This window comes from Staphylococcus simulans, assembly GCF_003043455.1.
In the GTDB taxonomy this organism is placed as follows: Bacteria; Bacillota; Bacilli; order Staphylococcales; family Staphylococcaceae; genus Staphylococcus; species Staphylococcus simulans_A.
In genome coordinates, this window is sequence record NZ_PZGG01000017.1 from 1 (window position 1) to 17,786 (window position 17,786).

The following is a 17,786-nucleotide window of genomic DNA, read 5'->3' on the forward strand; positions in this document are numbered from 1 at the left end:
ATGCAATTACTTCAGCACTTTGTTGAATCATTTCTTTTTTTAACTCTACTTCACTTAATGAAAAATCTGTTAGCCCATTTTGAATAGTAATTCCATTAGCAGAAACAAAGAAATAATCTATGTGATACATATCTAGAATTTGAGAATCTAGTCTCCCTGTTAGTGCATTGGATCCTTTTTTGGCAAATCCACCAATAATTAGAATGGTAAGATTACTGTTTTCTTTTAATAAAAGAGCACTCTCTAATCCATTTGTGATTATAGTCAATTTCATATCAGTTTTAGCTAATAGCTTTGCAAGTTCATAAGTGGTAGAACTGGCATCTAATAAAATACATTGATGATTTTGAATTTTTTCTAATGCTTTCATTCCGATTTTTTGTTTTGAACTTTGATGTTTATTTAATCGTTCAGAAAAGCTGTTATTAACATTAGATGTATCAATTTTAGAAAGTTTTACGCCTCCATGCGTACGTTCTACTTTGTTTAATGATTGCAAAGCTGTTAAATCTGTTCGGATTGTAGCTGGCGTAACTTTAGCGTACTCCGAAAGTTGATTAACAGTGGCACGTTTATGTTTGGATAAATAGGTCATAATGAGCTCTCGACGCTCATCTGCGAATATTTTCATCATTTCACTTCCTCAAAAATATTTTAGCGTATCTTGTAAATATGCACAATCAAACAAAGATATATAAAGAAAAACGAAAACAAAAGAAAATAAATTTGCACAAAACGAAAATATGCTTTAATATAATGATAACAAATGAAAGCGTTTTCTCAACAAAAGTTTAGGAGTGAGTGAAATGAGTACTAAAAATTATCCAGAAAAAATGAAAGCAGTTGTAGCATATGCACCTAAAGATTATAGGTATGAAGAAGTAAATACTCCGAATATTGATCATCCAGAAGAAATTATTATTAAAGTAGAAGCTTGTGGTATTTGTGCTGGAGATATTAAAGCGTATGATGGTGCACCGAGTTTCTGGGGAGATGAAACACAACCAGCTTATATAAAAGCTCCTATGATTCCAGGACATGAATTTATTGGTCGCGTAGTAGAAGTTGGTGATGATGTGAAAGATTTCAAAGTAGGAGATCGAGTAATATCTGAGCAAATCGTACCATGTTGGGATTGTCGTTTCTGTAATCGTGGCCAATATTGGATGTGTGAGAAGCATGATTTATACGGATTCCAAAATAATGTTAATGGCGGTATGGCAGAATACATGAAATTTACTAAAGAAGCTATTAATTACAAAGTACCAGAGGGATTGCCGATAGAAGATGCAATATTAATTGAACCTTATGCTTGTAGCTTACATGCAGTACAACGTGCCAATATTCAATTAGGAGATTTCGTTGTTTTATCAGGTGCAGGCACATTAGGTTTAGGTATGATAGGTGCTGCTAAAAAATCTGGTGCAGGTACATTAGTAGTTTTAGATATGAAAGATGACCGTCTTGAATTGGCGAAAGAATTCGGTGCGGATATTGTATTAAATCCAAGCAAAGTTGATGTGGAGAAAGAAATCAAAGGAATGACAGAAGGTTATGGCTGTGATATCTATATTGAAGCAACAGGACACCCTAAATCAGTAGAACAAGGACTTGCGATGATTCGTAAACTCGGTACTTTTGTCGAATTCTCAGTATTCGGCGATCCTGTTACGGTAGATTGGAGTATTATTTCTGACCGCAAAGAATTAGATTTATTAGGCAGCCACTTAGGACCTTATTGCTATCCGCTAGTGATTGATGGTATTCAAAACGGAGATTTCCCAACACATGGTGTGGTCACACATAAATTACCATTAAATGATTTTGAACGCGGTTTTGATCTTATGAAAAAAGGCGATAAATCATTGAAGATTATTCTTGAACCTTAAGCAGTAGCGACTGAGTAATTAAATACAGTGATGAAAATCTTGAAGAGAGAGTAGTCGCTAGTGAGAAGGTGTAAAAAATGAATAATAGTTTACAAAAAGTAGGGTTACCACCCTCTCTATTATGGGGATATATCGGTGTTTTAATCTTCATGATGGGGGATGGGTTAGAGCTAGCTTGGATTAGTCCGTACTTAGTTGAACAAGGGATGACAGTGAAACAAACCGCAATCTTGACCACTTCTTATGGAGTGACGATTGCAATTGGTTCATGGTTGTCTGGTGTACTTGTAGAAATATTTGGACCACGTAAAGTAATGCTGCTCGGCACGACAGTTTACATTGTCGGTCAAATTATATTTGTAGGTGTAGCAATTCCTACCTTCAATTATGAAATTATGATTCCTTCGTATGCAATTAGAGGATTCGGTTATCCGTTATTCGCATATTCATTCTTAGTATGGGTAGCTTATCGTTCTCCCAAAGAAAGACTTGGCGCTGCAGTAGGTTGGTTCTGGTTTGTATTTACTGGAGGATTAAGTGTGTTCGGCGCATTTTATTCTTCATTTATGATCAGTACAATTGGACATATTCCAACATTATGGACGTCAATTTTCTGGGTATTGCTTGGTACTTATTTAGCAGTTGTTATGAATAAAGATAAGTTTATTATTGAGAATAAAAAAGACAGCTTTAAAGAAAACCTTAAAGATATTAGTGACGGTATTACAATATTAGGTCGAGAACCACGTGTTGCAGTAGCTTGTATCGTCAGAATTATTAATCAGTTGGCACAATATGCATTTCCATTATTCTTACCGATTTATTTATCCACAAAAGGTATTGCGACGACAACGTGGTTGAATATTTGGGGAACAATCTTTATTTCAAATATTATTTTCAATCTTATATTCGGCGCATTAAGTGACAAAATCGGCTGGAAAAATACAATCTCTTATATTGGCGGTGTTGGTTGTGCTGCCTTTACTTTAGGTCTTTATTTTATTCCAGAATGGTTTACAGGAAACGTTTGGATGGTCGGCTTAGTAGGTTTCTTATGGGGCATGTGTTTAGCAGGGTTTGTGCCAATTTCAGCACTTGTACCTTCACTTGTACCAGATGGTGAAAAAGGTCCGGCAATGGCAATTTTAAATTTAGGAGCAGGCTTATGTGTATTTGCTGGCCCTGGTTTAGTCGCACTGTTTTATGATTCTGTAGGCGTCAAAGGCATGATTTATATTATATTTGGACTTTATATAGCAAGTGCAATTATGACACGATTCTTAAAAACACCTGAAGAACGTGCAGAAAAATTATTGAAAGTTGAAAGTTAAAGGAGTGCAAATTTAATGAAGAAGATGATTAATGATCCATATGAAGTTGTGGAAGAACTTATGGATGGCTATCTCAAAGCTTACCCAAACTACATCAGACAATCAGATAAACATAGAAGAGCGTTGATTGGCAACAAACGACATCCTAATCGCAAGGTCAGCGTTTTAATTGGCGGAGGTTCTGGTCATGAACCTGGTTTCTTAGGATATGTTGGAAAAGGTATGGCTGACGGGGTGGCAATTGGTAATATCTTTGCATCTCCTTCACCGATTCCGATTCAGGCAGTAACACAAGAAATTGATTGTGGTCACGGTGTTCTTTATATTTATGAAAACTATGCTGGAGACTTGATGAATTTTGAAATGGCTGCAGAAATGACTGAAATTGAAGATGACATAGAAACAAAAGCGGTTATTGGTAATGATGATTTAGCATCATCTAAAGATTTATCAGATAGGCGCGGTATTGCTGGAGAATTATTAGTGTATAAGGTTGCAGGTGCTGCAGCAGATTTTGGCTATGACTTAGAGAAGGTAACAGCAATGGCACAAAAAGCAAATGATCAAACGCGTTCAATGGGCATTGGTTTAAAACCGTGTTATTTACCACAGACGGGTAAACCAAGTTTTGATATTGAAGATAACGAGATGGAAATCGGATTAGGACATCACGGTGAACCTGGAATTGAGAAAACGACAATTCGTACTTCACAAGAAACAGTGGATGTACTGATGACAAATATCCTGAATGAAGGCTTGTATAAAGAAAATGATGAAGTAGTTGTATTAATCAATGGGTTAGGCGCAACATCACAAATGGAACTTTATATCATTAATAATGATGTTCAAAAAGTTTTAGAAAAGCATAACATTAAAACGCATAGAAGTTATGTTGGCAACTTTATTACATCAATGGAAATGGCAGGCTTTTCTATTACATTGATGAAAGTAGATGAAGAATTAAAAAAATGTATTGATCACGAAGTTGATTGTCCTAATTTTACACAAGTAGGTGATTCGAATGATGACAAGTGAGGATTATAAGAATTATATTTTAGACTTAGCTAAAGTCTACGATGAACAAAAAGACGAGTTATGTGAATTAGATAGAAAATTAGGTGATGGTGACCACGGTGTGACAATGAATATTGGGTACCAAGCTGTGAAAAAAACAATTCATGATGAACTTCAAGACCAAAATGATATTGCGAAAATCAGTGTAGCTGTTGGTAAATCATTCTTAGATGCTGTAGGTTCATCAGTTGGACCGTTATATGCCTCTGGCTATTTAAAAGGTGGTTTAGTAACAAAAGGTATGACAGAGTTGTCAGATGATAATCTTTATGATTATTGGATCAGTTTCAGTAAAGGTATTAAAAGCAGAGGAAAGGCTGAAATTGGTGATAAAACCATGATTGATACATTAGAGCCTTTCTTTATTAAGTTGGAGGAAGAACAACAAGCAAGTACCCCTTTTAAAGATGGTTATATTTTAGCTTTAAATGAAGCGAGAAATGGGATGGAAAGTACAGAAGACATTGTGTCTAATAAAGGACGTTCAAAACGATTAGGTTATCGTTCAAAAGGATTTAAAGATCCAGGCGCGGTTTCATCATATTTGATGCTAGAAAAGTTCCAAGAATATATATAGGAGGTTTTAATTATGAGAATCGCAATTGGTGCAGACCATAATGGTTATGAAATGAAAGAAGCAATTAAAGAATTTGTAGAAGAATTAGGGCATACGGTGACAGATTATGGATGCCATCAATGTGCAGAAACAGATTATCCTGATGTAGCACAAGAGGTGGGTAAAAGTATTCAAAACGATGAGCATGATAGAGCGATTTTAGTTTGTGGCACAGGTATTGGTGTAGCCATTACAGCTTGCAAATTAAAAGGCATTAGAGCAGCACTTGCACACGATGTTTATTCAGCAGAGCGTGCACAATTAAGTAATAACGCGCAAATTATTACGATGGGTGCACAAATTATTGGGATAGAAGCAGCTAAGAAAAATGTAAAAGCATACTTAGATGTAACATGGGAAGGTGGTTCTCAACGCAAGGTTGATAAAATCGATCAAGTCGAAAAAGATGAGGAGTGATGATGTGAGTCATTCGATGTTAGATATTGTTAATATTACAGAAAAAGCTGCACTCGCATCTTATTTACATGTAGGAACGCTTGATAAAGAACTGATTGACGCTGCGGCGACGAATGTGATGAGAGAAGAGTTAAACGAGCTTGAACATGGGTATCGCGTTGCTATTGGTGAGGGTGAGATGGATGAAGCACCTATGCTGTATATTGGAGAAAAGTTAGGAAAATCTTCTGAGGTAGAGTTTGATTTAGCGGTTGATCCAATAGACGGTACTACACCAGCTTCTAAGGGGCAAGATAATGCATTATCTGTCATAGCTGTGGCAGAAAAAGACGGTTTCTTACATGCACCAGATATGTATATGAAAAAAAGTGTTGTCGCTTCTAAATTTCGAGGACTATTTAGTTTGAATGATGATTTTGATGAAATTTTAGAGCGCATGATAATAAAAAAAGCAGAATTAAATGATACATCACCTGTTACAGTGGTTATTCAAGATAGAGAACGTCATCAGGACTACATTAAAAGTGTGAAACAAAAAGATGGCAGAGTCATTTTGTTTAATGATGGTGATATTTTGAATGGCTTAAAACCATTGATTCAATCTGATGAAGTAGACTTATTTTTTAACATTGGCGGCGCACCTGAAGGTGTCGTATTGGCGAGTGCTGTAAAATGTTTAGATGGCGAAATGCAAGCACAACTTTATCCAATAGATGAAAGTGAACATCGTAGATGTGGAAAAATGGGTATTTCAGATATTGACAAAATCTATTTTGCAGATGACCTAGTAAAGTCTGATTTCATATTCTTCGTTGGTACAGCTGTTACGAAAACTGAGATTATTAAAGAAATTCAAAAGGTTAAAAATCAATATGTCACACATTCTATTATTATAGATAATATCAACAAGTCATTTCGTCTTATTGAAAATTATCACAATTCAATACCATCTTTAACATAAAAGAAAAAGGGCTTAATCATTCTATTTGAGTGATTAAGCCCTTTACTATTGTAGGTTGCTATTCATCTATTTTAAATTTTTATTCAGGTTTTAAGTCTAAAGTACCCATTTCTTCGCGTAATTCATAAATTTTATCTGGTGTTACGTCTTCGCCAAGTGGATCTACAACTTTCAATGTTGAGAATGTGCTCACAACTTGGCCGCGAATCATTTTAAGGTATTCTTGTCTTAATTCATGTTGTTCTTGTTTTTCTGAAGTGCTCAATACCATTTCTTTTTCTTTATTAGCAAGTTCATTAATTCTATCTAAAATTTTCATATTATTATTGTTCCTCCTTGATTTCGTTTGGTGGGAAATGTGGAATCACATAATCGCCCAATTCTTTCATAATATCTTGGTACGTTCTTTCATGTGTGACTAAGTTCAACATGATATGGTTTGTACCGATACGTTCATATGCTTTTAATACATTGATTAAAGTGTTTCTGCCTAATCTATAGCCACCCTTAATGGGTTTGATTTTTTCATTTGGATCTTTTGATAAATCTAATGCGAGTGGATGCATGAATGGTTTGAATACATCATTATCATGCCAGGCTTGTAGTAAAGCTTTCTGCATTTGGAATTCTTGTGGATAGAACATCCAACCATCCATATTTTCTTTAATCCAGTCTAAATCTTGTTTCGCATTTCCCGTCGCAAAGATCGGGATATGATGATGTTTTGGTAAAACTTGCAGACCAGAATCCTCATATAACTCAAAGATTGAGTTTGAAATGTTTGGAGAATGGTCTTGCCACAGTGCGTTTAAAGAAGAAACAGCATCTCTGAAATGATTATGCAAATTCTTCTCCTCGACTTTGAAAGCTGGAAACTCGAAAGAACGATCTCCAGTTGCCAGTCCCATTAAAAATCTCTCGTTTGACACCAAGTCAAGAGTAGCGGCTGCTTTAGCAACGTGAATTGGATGACGTAATGTCGCAACAATACTAGCTGTTCCGAGAGCAATTTTATTCGTTTTAGCACTGAGATAAGTTAAAAATACAAACGGATCGTAGTTTGTCGTTACGGGACCTAAGTGTGGACTATATAATGGATTGTCTCGCACAAATAGGCTTGTAAATCCAAGTTCTTCAGCATACTGCGCTAATTCTGCTTGTTGATCAAACGACAATGCGATCTTTTCAGAGTTATCAAAAGGAATGCTTAAACCTAAGGTTAAATGCCCCTTTTGAAACGTCCGCTTGAAACCATTGTGTTGTTCGATTGTTGACACGTCTATCCCTCCTAACTTGATTAATCTGACAACCTTTGGCTCTTCTAACCAAGTTGTCTACAATTATTCTACAACGTATACACAACTAACACAAACCTTATGCTCACGCGGTTTATCGATTTAGTCAAAAAAGGTCAAAAACGTTGATTTGACGCGGTTTTAAAATAAAAAACAAAAATGAAGTGTACAACTTTTAAGGCTATTTTTAACAATCATGATGATGTAAATGGAATTAAATTTCTGAATATCGGCATGGTTGAAATGATTCGGCAGTGAACATTTTAATGGTGAGCTATGATTAATCAATTCCAAATCAGTGAATAAAGAGAGAGAGGTGAAGCGTAATGAAAAAAATTCTAATAGCAGTCACAAACACATCAAAATATCCAGATTTACCACGTCCAACAGGTGCTTGGCTTGGAGAAGTTGTACATTTTGCGGACGAGTTCTATAAAGCAGGTTATGAAATTGATTATGTCAGTCCTAAAGGCGGCTTTGTGCCAATTGATCCCGCAAGTTTACAAGAAGACTTTATGTCTGATGTAGATTGGAAGTATTATACAGACCATCAATTCATGACACAATTAAATGAATCATTGAAACCAGAAGAAGTAAATCCAGATGATTATGAAGTAATTTATTACGCTGGTGGCCATGGTGTTGTATGGGACTTTGAAAAAGATAAAGGTCTCATTGAATTAGCTGAAAAAATCTATTCTAACGATGGCTATGTCACAGCTGTCTGTCATGGTCCGGCAGGTTTATTAAATATTAAAGATAATGGTCAAAACTTAATTAAAGGTAAGAAAGTCGCAGGCTTCTCTAACAGTGAAGAATCACAAATGGGTGTCGCAGATAACTTACCTTATTTATTAGAGGATGCCTTAATTGATAAAGGCGCAAGCTATGAGAAAGGTGACGACTGGTCAAACTTTGTAGTATCAGACGGACGATTAATCACAGGTCAAAATCCTCAATCAGCCCAACAAGTTGCGTTAGATACGTTGAAAGCACTAGGTAAATAAAGACTGTCCGTTATTAAGGATGTCTAAATAAGATAAACAAAACCCTCTGAGTATAAGTTCATGCTCAGAGGGTTGCTTAATACTATGAGATTAACCACTTTGGATTAGTCTATTTTATTAAGTTCGTTGATGACATGTTTCATATCATCATGAATGACTAAATCTGCGTCACTGTCATAAGGTGTCACATCTTTATTAATGATGACAAGATTTTCACCTTCAAAGTTTGAGATTAAACCAGAGGCAGGTTGTACAACGAGTGATGAACCTAAGACAACGAGTGTATCTGCTTGTTTGATTTTGCTGATGGCGCTCATAATTGTCATTTGGTCTAACATTTCGCCATATAAGACGATATCTGGTCTGATTGGACTGCCGTCTTGTTCACTGTTACGTAAATGATGGTCGATGACGTAAGGTTTTGAATACTCGTCGTTAGGATTGTTGATGCTGTAGAAGCGGTTTAAAGTACCGTGCAACTCATCTACATTTTCACTGCCAGCATCTGAATGCAAACCATCAATGTTTTGTGTGATAACACCCAGAGAACGATTTTCTTTTTCTAACTGTGCAATCCATTCATGCACATTATTCGGTTTTTTATCCGCAACTAATAAATACTCATGACAGAAGTCCATAAAGCCAACAGGATTATCTTGTAAGTAGTCATGACTTAATAAATATTCCGGAGATAAGCCTTTTTCTGCGACAGCTTCATATAAACCGCCGACAGAACGGAAATCTGGAATACCACTCGCGACAGAAATACCTGCACCTGTGAAAAAGACGATTTTATTCGAACTGTCAATAATCTCTTTTAATTGCTCAATTTTAGCATTCACACTGATCACTCCATTAATTATTCAATACATCTCGTGTATTGATCTACTCATATTAATTCTAAGATTAAGGGAATGTTTAAGCAAGTTTCCATAGTGTGTAAACATCAGCAAATATTAAAGTAAGTATATATTAAGAATTCCTATAAAAAGTGAGTTTCCTCTTTGAATGATAGGTGTAAACTAATATAATGATAACTGTATAGTGATGAGGAAAGGTGAAGTGAATGAAAAAAGAGAGATACCCTGATTTAAATCATAAAAATAAACTAAGCCATTCATTTAAATTTTCAAGTGCTGTTGTATTGTTAAGTACGACATTATTAAGTTATAACTTAACGTCTGCACCTACTGTGGTGGCGGAAGACCAAACAGATGTCAAAGCAACTCAAGATACTCATACCACAACACTCAAGTCGCGTATAGAAGCAGCGAAAAAAGAAATTGATCGTATTAAAACAATGAGTGACAGTGACAAAACTAAATTCAAAACAGATATCAATAAGTCTGAGCGTGTATCACAAATAGACGCAATCTTAAAAGATGTGAAAGAGAAAGAAGCACAACTCAAAGAAGAGAAAGCAACTTCTGATTTAGAGAAAGACAATGAAACACAATCCAATACGTCTACTCAAAATGATGAACAATCAGCTTCACTATTAAAAGAAGACGCCAATCGTTCTGAGACACAAACTGAACCTAACACTACTCAAGGTAGGGAAGATACTGCTGTGTCAGATCGATTAGAAAAAGTGCGTGAAGATTTGAATCAAGCTTCACAACAAGCACAATCAAGTGATTCAAACCCTTCATCACAAGTGGCAGATGCGCAATTAAATCAGGAAAAAGCCAATCAAAGTATTGATGCATTTATCTCAGATTTAGAAGCACTTTCTCATAAAGTTGATAACGGGAAACTAAATGATGCTGAAGCAGACCGTTCTGACAATGAAGACACTAAAGCGAACGAAGAGAATACACAAGCTTCACAAGCGCTGAGTACGCTTAGACATGATATTGATCGTGTAACAACTGCACGAGAAACAACGAAACAAGATTTAGATCAATATGTCCAAAATAAAGAAGCGAACCTGCAAACTTTAGAAAACAGATTAGCTGAACGCAGTGAGATCTCACAAGATAAAGCACAACAGTTAAAAAATGAAATCGAGAAAACAAAAAGCAGTCTGAAACAACAAGATGCGATTATCTCAGACCATTTAAAATCAGCGTCTGATAACAAACAAGCTGTTAAAGATATTATTGGTAGTACTGTAGATGAACAACGTGCACAGAAACTTATTGATCGCATCGAAACGAAAGGTAAAACAGATGCGCAAATTGCGAGCCAAGTATTGAGTCAATTAGACGGACTCGGTTCATTCACAAGTGACAGTTTGCTTCAATCTATGTTTGATAAAGCGGATGACAAAGAAGCATTAATTCAGACGTTGTTATCGACGAAGTTTGATAAGAACGAAGCGGCAGATATGGCACGTCAAATTATGGCGAAACGTCCAGATAGTGCTGAACTTGTCCAATTATTAAAACAACGCTATGGTTCAGATGTTTCAGCGGATGAAATTATCGGCAACGTGATTGACCAAGCTCATAATAAACGCCAAGCGATTGAAACGATTTTAGCCACAAAATTCAATGATGCGAAAGCACGTGCACTAGCGAATGTCATTGCGAAGAAAGACGATGCGAAAGCTGAATTGTTAAGTGTTCTAAAATCAGGCCTAGATCAACCGTTAAATGATTTACTTCAAGCCGACAGTGATATCACAAGATTAAAATCAGATATCCGTCATATCTTTGATCCATTAAAAGATACACCAAGCTTGCTAGGTCAGTCTAACGGAAGTCTACTAGATAAAGGATTACTAGGCGGTAAGTCTGGTTTGTTCGGCGGACCAAGTCTATTAGACAAACTAGCGAATGGTGGCAGCTTGTTAGATGGTATTCCTGATATTCCGAATCCATCACAAGGTCGCGCGTTATCATTAGGCAGTTCATCTGATGATTTCTTAAGCGGACTATTTGATGACGAAGGTAACTTTGATTTACCAGCCACAGGTGAAATTGCGAAGAAATCTGCTTTACCATTAGGTGTTGCGTTAATTATCATCGGCGGCGGTCTTACATGGTATGTGAAACGTCGTAAAGCGAAACAATCTTAATAAGTAATAATCGAGTTAAAACAAATACGCTCCATTCAAAACCAGTTTCTTGGTCCTTTGAATGGAGCGTTACTTTTGTATTATTTATCTTGTCCTTCAATATAACTTAATTCTGAAGCATCATCTGCGTCAATTGTTCTATAAGAAATCACACCTAAACCTTGAACGTTAGATTCAGAAATGACAATAGAACCATCGCTGTTTACTTTTTCTACGAAAGCAACATGACCATAGATACTGTCTGCACCTTGTTGGCCAGCTTCAAAGACTACTGCAGTGTGTGCTTTAGGTGTAGAAGACACATCGTAACCTTTACGTTCTGCACGGTTATTCCAATTACGTGCGTCACCTAAATCACCGCTGATCGTTTTGTTGAATTGCGGCATACGGTTATAGACATACCATGTACATTGACCGTGTGGATAAGGCATATTGTCTGTAGTTTCCGCAAACGGCTTGAAGTCGCCTTCATGATTTTCGTCGCTTGGTTGATAGTCTGCAAGATCTGGCATTGTTTTCTTATCAAAGCGCGTTAAATCGTAATGCTTAATCAAGCTGTTCAATTTATCTGCATAGCGTGTATCTGTCGCATAAGTACGTGACAAGTGTCTTGTCGCATCACGATATGTTGCCGCTTCGCTTTTCCAAGTCGGTTGATAAATTGTAGGATTACCATCGATACCGTTTTTGATTAAGTCAGCATAATCTTCAAGTGATTCTTTTTCACTTGGGTAACTGCGGAATGCGGCTGAAATTTGATACATACTGCTTCCACTGTCTTCTAATGTATTGAAGTTTGCGGAATTTCCTTTATAAGCCCCTTTAATTCCGAACAAGTTATAATGTGGTGCACGTGCTAATGTACTATTACCTGAATCAGATTCTAAAATGGCTTGCGCAATCATCACAGAGGCATAGATATCTTCATCTTGGCCAACGTCATGGGCATCTTTCGCAATTGTTTTAATAAAGTCTCGTGTGTCTTTATTTTCAGCTACTGCGATATCACCAGATTCACTATCATCACTAGAGAGATTCGGTAATAATTCAAATGTCGCAGTTGTTCTGATATCTGAACGGTTTAAACCATCTTCAAAAGATTGAGCTGGTTTTTTCTTATTCTCCAATTGTGCTTTTGAAGGCAACTGTGGGTTGGAAGTATTGCTTGTATTATCTTGATTCGTTTCTTGTTTAGATGTATCTTCAGATTGCTTATTAGATTTGTTGTCATTTTGTTTTTGTGCGTCATAATCTGCTTTATTTTGTTTCGCATCTTCACTGTATTGATCCAAAATAGATTCTAAGACACGGTCATCTGCTTTCGAAGAAGTGTCGTCTGTATCGTTCTTAGATTTTGTTGCTGTTGAATCAGATGTGGTTTGGTTATCAGCTGCATCTTCATTGTTTGAATTTGTTTCTGTTTCTTTAGTTTGTGTTGTTTGGTTAGAGTCATCAGCTTGTTTTGGTTGTGCTGCGTCTTTGTTTTCTGTTGTTTGTTCAGTGTCTGCTTGATTATTATTTGTGACATTGTTGCTGGCTTCATCTAATTTATTAAAGATATCTTGGTCCTCTTGAGAAGCTTCAGGTGTTGTATTTGAAGAAGTGTCAGATGACTGTTCTTGGTTAGACGGTGTGTCTTCTTTTGGTGTTGTTTCGTTTGGTATAGCTGCACTGTCTTCTGATTGTTTATCTGTTTCAGTTGGTGCTTCTTCAGTCGGCGTTTTTGTTTGTGGTTGACCTTGATAATAGGTTTCATATTGATTGTCTAAAGTTTGTTCGTTGCTAGTGTTAGAGTCGCTTGTCTCTTGATTGGTATCCGTAGATTCGGAATGGTTTGAATAACTTGGGAAGAGACGGTTGAATAGGCTTTCGAAGCGGCTAGATGACGCTTGTTTCGGTGTAGATTTAAAGAAGTCTAAGGTATGTGCGTCATAATCTGACTCAACTTCATTTCGTGTTGTGTTATCTGAAGGTGTTGAAGATGTATCTTTTGATTGTGTTTTTGTTTCAGATTCTGACTCAACATCATCTTTTTCATCTGATTTTTGAGATGTGTCTGAATCAGATGATCTCTCTTTAGATGCTTTATGTGGTTTAGATGTTTCTTTTTGATTTTCTTGTGTTTCTTGTTTAGTGTTTGAGGCACGGTCTGAAGATGATGCATCAGACTGTGAAGGTGCCGTGATTTTATCTGTTGTTTCTGCTTGTACATCACTTAAAAGGAAGGATGGAACTAACAATGAAGTAGAAAGCATACAGACCAATAGTTTTTGTTTCTTCATGGAAATACCTCTCTTAAAATATATTAGTTTACTGTGTACAAACGGATGTTTGACTTGGTACACTAAAAGCAGTATTATGACTAGTTGTTGATAGTTGTTAACTTTTAAAGAGTGACCCTACTAATGAGGCCATTATATCAATTTATTCAAGAGAAACAAACAGTAATTTGAAATTAATGCGAAACCAAAATAGATAGAAAAATTTTAGAGGTGTACAAATGAAGAACGCGATAAAGCTGTTCCTGATGGATTTAAAGAAAATTATCAAGCACCCGTCCGTTTTAGTGATTTTAGGCGGTATAGCGATATTGCCGTCTTTTTACGCATGGTTCAACTTAGATGCGACTTGGGATCCCTACGGTAATACGAAAAATATTAAAATCGCAGTCGTCAATGAAGATAAAGGTGATAAAGTCCGAGGCAAACGAATCAATGTCGGGGACACCATTGTCGATAACCTGAAGAAAGATGACCACTTTGACTGGGAATTTGTCAGTCGGAAAAAAGCGGACCATGATTTGAAAATGGGTAAGTATTACGCCGCAATGTACATACCAGACAAGTTTACACACGAAATTACTGGAACACTGAGAAAAGACCCGCAACAAGCGAACGTTGAATACAAAGTGAACCAGAAATTAAATGCGATTGCGCCGAAGATGACAGATGCCGGAACGAGTGCAATTGTTCAAAAAGCGAATGAACAATTTAATGAAACAGTAACGAAAGCATTGTTAGATGAAGCCAATCGTTTAGGTGTAAAACTTGAGGAAGAAATCCCGACGATTAATAAGATTCAAAAAGCAGTGAAGACTGCGAATGATTCAGTACCGAAAATTAATGAGTTTGCGAAAAAGATTCTATATCTTGACCAAAACCAAGATCAATTAGATGAATACGCAGATAAATTCCGAGGGTTGAATCAATATAAAGGAGATATCTTAGACGCGCAAGATAAATTAAACGCAGTGAATTCAGCCATCCCAGCATTGAACGAACGTGCAAAGTTAATCTTAGCGTTAAATGAGTATTTACCGAATATAGAACGTGCATTAGATGTTGCGTCAAATGATGTGCCGCAAGCTTTTCCACGTATCAATCGTGGTGTAGACATCGCAAGTAATGGTGTCACAGCTGGTAAACAAGGTTTAAAAGAAGCACAAGGTTACTTATCAGCAGTGAAACAACGAGTAGGCAGTTACCAACAAGTGATTGATAATGCACAAGAAGTCGATCAAAATGTGCAAAATGAGTTAAACCGCAGAGCACAAACTGCACCGCAAAGTACGACAAACAATGGACGTTACTCAAATATTCGTACGTCACAAATGAGTACTAACGGTGAAGATTCAAACAACACGGATACGATTAATCCAAACGATGCGAATGCGATGGAATCATCATTATCAAAAGCACTCTTAGCACTCTCACAACAAACAGAACAACAATCAGAAGCAAGTCAGCAAGATTTAGCAGCGTTAGAAGAAGTGACTTATGGTATTTTAGCGTCTGACAAACCTCAAGAATTTGAAAGTACATTAGATAACTTGATTGAACGTCTGCAAGTGACAAGCAAGACTAATCAACAACTGATTGATATCTTGTCTGAACTTGAAAACCGTGAGCATGTTGACTTATCTAAAGAAATTCAAACATTAGAAGCTGCGAATAACAGAGTCAATCATGTGATTAAGCTTCAAAATCAATTGAGAGATGCCTTGAAACAAGGCAGTTCTGGTAAAGCTGAAGCAGTAAAATTATTAAAAGAAATTCCGAATGTTAATGATGCATTAAGTGATTTAAGAAACTATATAAAATCAGACTTGAATCAACGCTTAATCAACGTGTCACAAGACATTATGGCTGTCTTGAATACAGGAGAAGCAAAACTTTCTACAGTTCAATCTAAGCTGAATACGATTCAACAAGTGATTGATGAAGGCCAATCTATTTTAGATGTCGCAGGTGATCGTATTGAGACGATACAAAGTGTTTTACCGCAATTAGAACAACGTTACTTAAATGCGGTAGCGACTGCACAACGTTATTATCCGCAGTTTAAACAAGGGGTTGAACGTGCCGCATCATTCGTTAGAAATGACTTACCTGGTCTAGAACAACAACTTGCGGATACTACCGCAACGGTTAATGCGAATCTGCCGACATTGTTCGATCGTTATGACCGTATTGTGCAATTGTTAGATGAAAATCAACCGCAAGCGAAAGAAGATCTGCATAAGTTAGCTGAATTTATCAGAAACGACTTGCCGGATCTTGAGAAAGATTTAGCGAAAGCTAACAAGCTCTTTGATGAAGTGGAAGATGATGACGCAGTAGATAAGTTAGTGGATTTACTGAAAAATGACTTGAAGAAACAAGCAGATGTCATTGCGAATCCGATTAAGATTCATGAAAAAGATATCTTCCCAGTCAAAGACTACGGTTCAGCAAGTACACCATTCTACACAGCATTGTCTATTTGGGTCGGTGCGTTATTGATGGTGAGCTTATTGACGACAGATAATAAACATGTTGCGGACTTGCCGGGTATTACCACAAGAGAAACTTATTTAGGAAAACTTGGTCTGTTTTATATTATCGGTATCCTTCAATCGTTGATTGTTTCTATTGGAGATATTGTGATTTTGAAGGCCCAAGTTGAACATGTGGCATGGTTTATCGGGTTATCTGTGATTATTTCACTCGTCTTTGTGACGATTGTTTATACACTGGTTTCATTACTAGGAAACCCTGGTAAAGCGTTAGCGATTATCTTGTTAGTCTTACAAATCGCAGGTGGGGGCGGAACGTTCCCAATTGAAGTTACACCGCAGTTCTTCCAAGCGATTCATCCATACTTGCCGTTTGCGTATGCGATTGATGTGATGAGAGAAGCGGTCGGTGGCTTTGTGCCTGAAATTTTAACGAAAAAACTAGTGATTCTTCTGATCTTCGGCATTGTATTCTTTATTATCGGTATTATCTTTAAACCGATCACTGATCCGATTATGAGAAAAGTGTCAGAGAAAGCAGAAGAAAGTGATGTTTTAGAATAAGATAAAACAATATAAACGCAGTAAATAGGAGACTTGAAGTCAGCTTTGATTTCAGGTCTCTTTTTATATTTTTGCTGATCTTAAAGAACGCAATACTTTATATGAATTAACAAATTATTTACTTAAAATTAATTTGAGATATTCAATTGATTGTGGGTATAATGACCCTAACAAACAAGGGGAGGGTTACGATGGAAAATCAACCGAATCAAATTATTGAAAGCTATAAACAATTTTGGACTCGCTTTTTAGATGTGAATGGACGCTCAGATCGAGCGGATTATTGGCATCCATTTTGGATTAACTTTTTAATTTCAACTGTTTTAGGGGCACTTTCAGGAGGTTTATTAAGCAGTATCTTTGCCATAGCGATTATCATCCCATCTTTCACTGTGATGGTAAGACGTTTGCATGACACGAACCGTACAATGCTATTTGCGATTATTTCATATATCAGCGGTTTTATCGCTTCAGTTGGAACACTTGTTTTCTTCTTTGGTGTTGTCTTGGCAGCAAATGCGAGCGAAGGTTCGGTACTAGGTGCCACAGCATTCGCAGGTGTCTTCGGCATTGTGGTTGCTGGTTTAGTCACACTTTATATTATCTACTTATTGGTGCTACCAGGGGACAAAGCGCCGAATAACTACGGTGATGGCGGCAGTAATAAAGCTGTTTCAAACAACCCATTAGCACAAGATGTAGAAGTTGAATAATAAACAGTTAATTTAAACATATCATTGAATATAAACTAAGAAGCTCTGAAGGATATCAGTAATTAGATTTCCTTTAGAGCTTCTGTCCATTTTAGATCAAATGTTATTTAAACAAGTTGTGTT

15 protein-coding genes are annotated in these 17,786 nt (G+C 36.6%); 10 read left to right on the plus strand and 5 right to left on the minus strand.

The window, feature by feature from the left end; genetic code table 11:
• On the minus strand, window positions 1-631 hold a 631-nt coding region (locus BU038_RS04560), incomplete at its 3' end, for a DeoR/GlpR family DNA-binding transcription regulator (protein WP_107605022.1).
• A gap of 175 nt (window positions 632-806) precedes the next feature.
• On the opposite strand from BU038_RS04560, the gene BU038_RS04565 reads away from it, so the two are divergent.
• From BU038_RS04565 to glpX, 6 genes are all read left to right on the plus strand, one after another.
• The gene (locus BU038_RS04565) at window positions 807-1,889 is read left to right on the plus strand and encodes an MDR/zinc-dependent alcohol dehydrogenase-like family protein (RefSeq protein WP_107605023.1); all 1,083 of its coding nucleotides are present in this window, start codon (window positions 807-809) and stop codon (window positions 1,887-1,889) included.
• Between the two features lie 77 nt (window positions 1,890-1,966).
• Window positions 1,967-3,220, plus strand: coding sequence for an MFS transporter (locus BU038_RS04570; RefSeq protein ID WP_107605024.1), 1,254 nt, complete (start codon window positions 1,967-1,969; stop codon window positions 3,218-3,220).
• A gap of 15 nt (window positions 3,221-3,235) precedes the next feature.
• The gene (locus BU038_RS04575; protein ID WP_107605025.1) at window positions 3,236-4,255 is read left to right on the plus strand and encodes a dihydroxyacetone kinase subunit DhaK; all 1,020 of its coding nucleotides are present in this window, start codon (window positions 3,236-3,238) and stop codon (window positions 4,253-4,255) included.
• Complete coding sequence (gene dhaL / locus BU038_RS04580) at window positions 4,242-4,871, plus strand: dihydroxyacetone kinase subunit DhaL (RefSeq protein ID WP_107605026.1); 630 nt, start codon at window positions 4,242-4,244, stop codon at window positions 4,869-4,871. The genes BU038_RS04575 and dhaL overlap by 14 nt, the downstream gene beginning before the upstream one ends.
• A 12-nt stretch (window positions 4,872-4,883) precedes the next feature.
• Entirely contained in the window at window positions 4,884-5,327 is a 444-nt protein-coding gene (rpiB, locus tag BU038_RS04585) for a ribose 5-phosphate isomerase B (protein WP_107605027.1), read from the plus strand.
• Window positions 5,328-5,331: 4 nt separating this feature from the next.
• Window positions 5,332-6,288 carry a class II fructose-bisphosphatase gene (glpX, locus tag BU038_RS04590; protein WP_158262782.1) on the plus strand — a complete coding sequence of 319 codons (957 nt, stop codon included), beginning with the start codon at window positions 5,332-5,334 and terminating at the stop codon, window positions 6,286-6,288.
• A 79-nt stretch (window positions 6,289-6,367) separates the two neighbouring features.
• Here glpX and BU038_RS04595 read toward each other — a convergent pair whose 3' ends face one another.
• Both BU038_RS04595 and BU038_RS04600 read right to left on the minus strand, forming a co-directional pair.
• Window positions 6,368-6,607 carry a DUF896 domain-containing protein gene (locus tag BU038_RS04595; RefSeq protein WP_002480257.1) on the minus strand — a complete coding sequence of 80 codons (240 nt, stop codon included), beginning with the start codon at window positions 6,605-6,607 and terminating at the stop codon, window positions 6,368-6,370.
• 4 nt (window positions 6,608-6,611) lie between these two features.
• Window positions 6,612-7,565, minus strand: coding sequence for an LLM class oxidoreductase (locus tag BU038_RS04600; RefSeq protein WP_107605029.1), 954 nt, complete (start codon window positions 7,563-7,565; stop codon window positions 6,612-6,614).
• A 344-nt stretch (window positions 7,566-7,909) separates the two neighbouring features.
• Between BU038_RS04600 and BU038_RS04605 the strand changes: the two genes are divergently transcribed.
• Window positions 7,910-8,590: a type 1 glutamine amidotransferase domain-containing protein gene (locus BU038_RS04605; RefSeq protein ID WP_107605030.1), complete on the plus strand. Its 681-nt coding sequence runs from the start codon at window positions 7,910-7,912 to the stop codon at window positions 8,588-8,590.
• Between the two features lie 104 nt (window positions 8,591-8,694).
• Here the strand turns inward: BU038_RS04605 and BU038_RS04610 are convergent, their stop codons facing one another.
• Window positions 8,695-9,432: an NAD-dependent protein deacylase gene (locus BU038_RS04610; protein ID WP_199219685.1), complete on the minus strand. Its 738-nt coding sequence runs from the start codon at window positions 9,430-9,432 to the stop codon at window positions 8,695-8,697.
• A gap of 224 nt (window positions 9,433-9,656) precedes the next feature.
• Between BU038_RS04610 and BU038_RS04615 the strand changes: the two genes are divergently transcribed.
• Window positions 9,657-11,612 (plus strand): LPXTG cell wall anchor domain-containing protein, encoded by a 1,956-nt coding sequence (locus BU038_RS04615; protein WP_107605032.1) that lies wholly within the window; start codon window positions 9,657-9,659, stop codon window positions 11,610-11,612.
• Window positions 11,613-11,692: 80 nt separating this feature from the next.
• Here BU038_RS04615 and BU038_RS04620 read toward each other — a convergent pair whose 3' ends face one another.
• Window positions 11,693-13,894 carry an amidase domain-containing protein gene (locus BU038_RS04620; protein WP_107605033.1) on the minus strand — a complete coding sequence of 734 codons (2,202 nt, stop codon included), beginning with the start codon at window positions 13,892-13,894 and terminating at the stop codon, window positions 11,693-11,695.
• 218 nt (window positions 13,895-14,112) lie between these two features.
• Between BU038_RS04620 and BU038_RS04625 the strand changes: the two genes are divergently transcribed.
• Window positions 14,113-16,950 carry a YhgE/Pip domain-containing protein gene (locus BU038_RS04625; protein WP_107605034.1) on the plus strand — a complete coding sequence of 946 codons (2,838 nt, stop codon included), beginning with the start codon at window positions 14,113-14,115 and terminating at the stop codon, window positions 16,948-16,950.
• Between the two features lie 191 nt (window positions 16,951-17,141).
• Window positions 17,142-17,663, plus strand: a complete 522-nt coding sequence (locus tag BU038_RS04630) for a DUF805 domain-containing protein (protein WP_107605035.1) — start codon at window positions 17,142-17,144, stop codon at window positions 17,661-17,663.
• The last annotated feature ends 123 nt before the right edge of the window (window positions 17,664-17,786 follow it).

Excerpts from the sequence above, each read along its gene's own strand:
- BU038_RS04565 (WP_107605023.1), top strand. The coding sequence starts at position 807 with ATGAGTACTAAAAATTATCCAGAAAAAATGAAAGCAGTTGTAGCATAT.
- BU038_RS04630 (WP_107605035.1), top strand. The coding sequence starts at position 17,142 with ATGGAAAATCAACCGAATCAAATTATTGAAAGCTATAAACAATTTTGG.
- BU038_RS04625 (WP_107605034.1), top strand. The coding sequence starts at position 14,113 with ATGAAGAACGCGATAAAGCTGTTCCTGATGGATTTAAAGAAAATTATC.
- rpiB (WP_107605027.1), top strand. The coding sequence starts at position 4,884 with ATGAGAATCGCAATTGGTGCAGACCATAATGGTTATGAAATGAAAGAA.
- BU038_RS04615 (WP_107605032.1), top strand. The coding sequence starts at position 9,657 with ATGAAAAAAGAGAGATACCCTGATTTAAATCATAAAAATAAACTAAGC.
- BU038_RS04605 (WP_107605030.1), top strand. The coding sequence starts at position 7,910 with ATGAAAAAAATTCTAATAGCAGTCACAAACACATCAAAATATCCAGAT.
- dhaL (WP_107605026.1), top strand. The coding sequence starts at position 4,242 with ATGATGACAAGTGAGGATTATAAGAATTATATTTTAGACTTAGCTAAA.
- BU038_RS04575 (WP_107605025.1), top strand. The coding sequence starts at position 3,236 with ATGAAGAAGATGATTAATGATCCATATGAAGTTGTGGAAGAACTTATG.
- BU038_RS04620 (WP_107605033.1), bottom strand. The coding sequence starts at position 13,894 with ATGAAGAAACAAAAACTATTGGTCTGTATGCTTTCTACTTCATTGTTA.
- BU038_RS04595 (WP_002480257.1), bottom strand. The coding sequence starts at position 6,607 with ATGAAAATTTTAGATAGAATTAATGAACTTGCTAATAAAGAAAAAGAA.
- BU038_RS04570 (WP_107605024.1), top strand. The coding sequence starts at position 1,967 with ATGAATAATAGTTTACAAAAAGTAGGGTTACCACCCTCTCTATTATGG.